Source organism: Roseicyclus sp., from assembly GCF_018402035.1.
In the GTDB taxonomy this organism is placed as follows: domain Bacteria; phylum Pseudomonadota; class Alphaproteobacteria; order Rhodobacterales; family Rhodobacteraceae; genus Roseicyclus.
Map to the genome: position 1 here is coordinate 1 of NZ_JAGYJN010000080.1, position 1270 is coordinate 1270.

At 50.6% G+C, this 1270-nt stretch carries 1 protein-coding gene; it reads right to left on the reverse strand.

Annotated elements, in window-relative coordinates; all coding sequences use genetic code 11:
• Positions 1-250: 250 nt before the first annotated feature.
• Positions 251-1198 carry a restriction endonuclease gene (locus KG698_RS15310; protein ID WP_213686404.1) on the reverse strand — a complete coding sequence of 316 codons (948 nt, stop codon included), beginning with the start codon at positions 1196-1198 and terminating at the stop codon, positions 251-253.
• Positions 1199-1270 lie beyond the last annotated feature (72 nt).

Genomic DNA, 1270 nt, shown 5'->3' on the forward strand with positions numbered 1-1270 from the left:
TCTGGTGGGGCAGGGTGCCTAGCACAGCACGGGGCGGGATGTGGCTGGCATAAAGCGCGCTATACCGCCGATGCAGTGCCAGCCCGCGGGAAGGGCGGCGCGCGCTAAGCGAATACCAAGGGGCAGGGGGCGCATCCGAAGCTCCGGCTGGGGACGGGCCGAGGATGCGCGGGTTGGGCGGGGGGTGCCGGCCGAGAGAGACAATGCAGATGATAAGGTCTGATCGTCGGCTAAATTAGCCTAAGGCTCGTTAAACCTCACTAAACCAATTTTCGTCAATTTCAATCACTTCAATTGTCTTTGTTTTCACGCCAAGCCCGTGCTCCTTGAGTAGCTCGCATAGGCGTTCGCCATCAATGAGGTCGATAGCGATTGCGCCATCCCTAGTTGCTTCATCAGAAGCTTGCGCAGTAAAAGTTCCGGTCGTGATAAAAAGACCTTTATCGGCACGACCTTGAAGAGCGCCACGAAAATCTCGGATTTCTTTGGAGCCCACGCTTCCTTTCCATTTTTTACACTGAAAATAAATTTGAAATGAAACTAAGTTGACACGCAAAACCCCAACACCATCAATTCCCCCATCACCGGATTTTCCCCGCACCTCAACCTTAGTAAACCCCGCTACCCTTAGAAGGCGTTGAGAAAGGCGTTCGAAACCTGCCGCGTTCATTCGGCCTACGACTTCAAGAAGGTTTTCAGACCAATCTCTCGCGGTGACATCTCCATCACCGTTGACCTCGAGATTAAGGCTTTGTTGTTCAATAAATTGAACTTTCTCTACCTGGGTTAGTTGCGGACCGGCGTTCTTTTGGCTTTTCCTTTTTTGCCTCGCTCGTTCTCGTTCCTCTTGGTTAACTCTTTCGTAGATTTCTTTCGTTGCATCTATGGAACCAATGGAGAAGCCGACTGACGTTAGCGTCCATACTGCACGGCTTTTGTTTTCTATAGCGCCGCCACGCTTGAGGTAGGTTCGCGCCCAAGCTAGATAATAATTAACTCGATTTCGCGGATCATCACCCGACATAGGTAGGGATTGCTCATCCTCGGTAACGCCCTCCAACTCTATAACTTTTTCGTCCAGTTCTCGTATGTGTGCGGAACCGCCAATAGCCCGTAAGGCTTCAATAATCCTTAGCATCATACCGGGTAGGTTTGGTAATGAAGCTTGATCGACAAAGAACAGTCTATCGTTACTCATAATCGTTACTCCCACTCAAACATCCACATCCTCAACAAACCGCGCGTTCTCCTGAATATACTGGAACCGCAA

Coding starts and splice junctions, on each gene's coding strand:
- KG698_RS15310 (WP_213686404.1), bottom strand. CDS start 1,198: ATGAGTAACGATAGACTGTTCTTTGTCGATCAAGCTTCATTACCAAAC.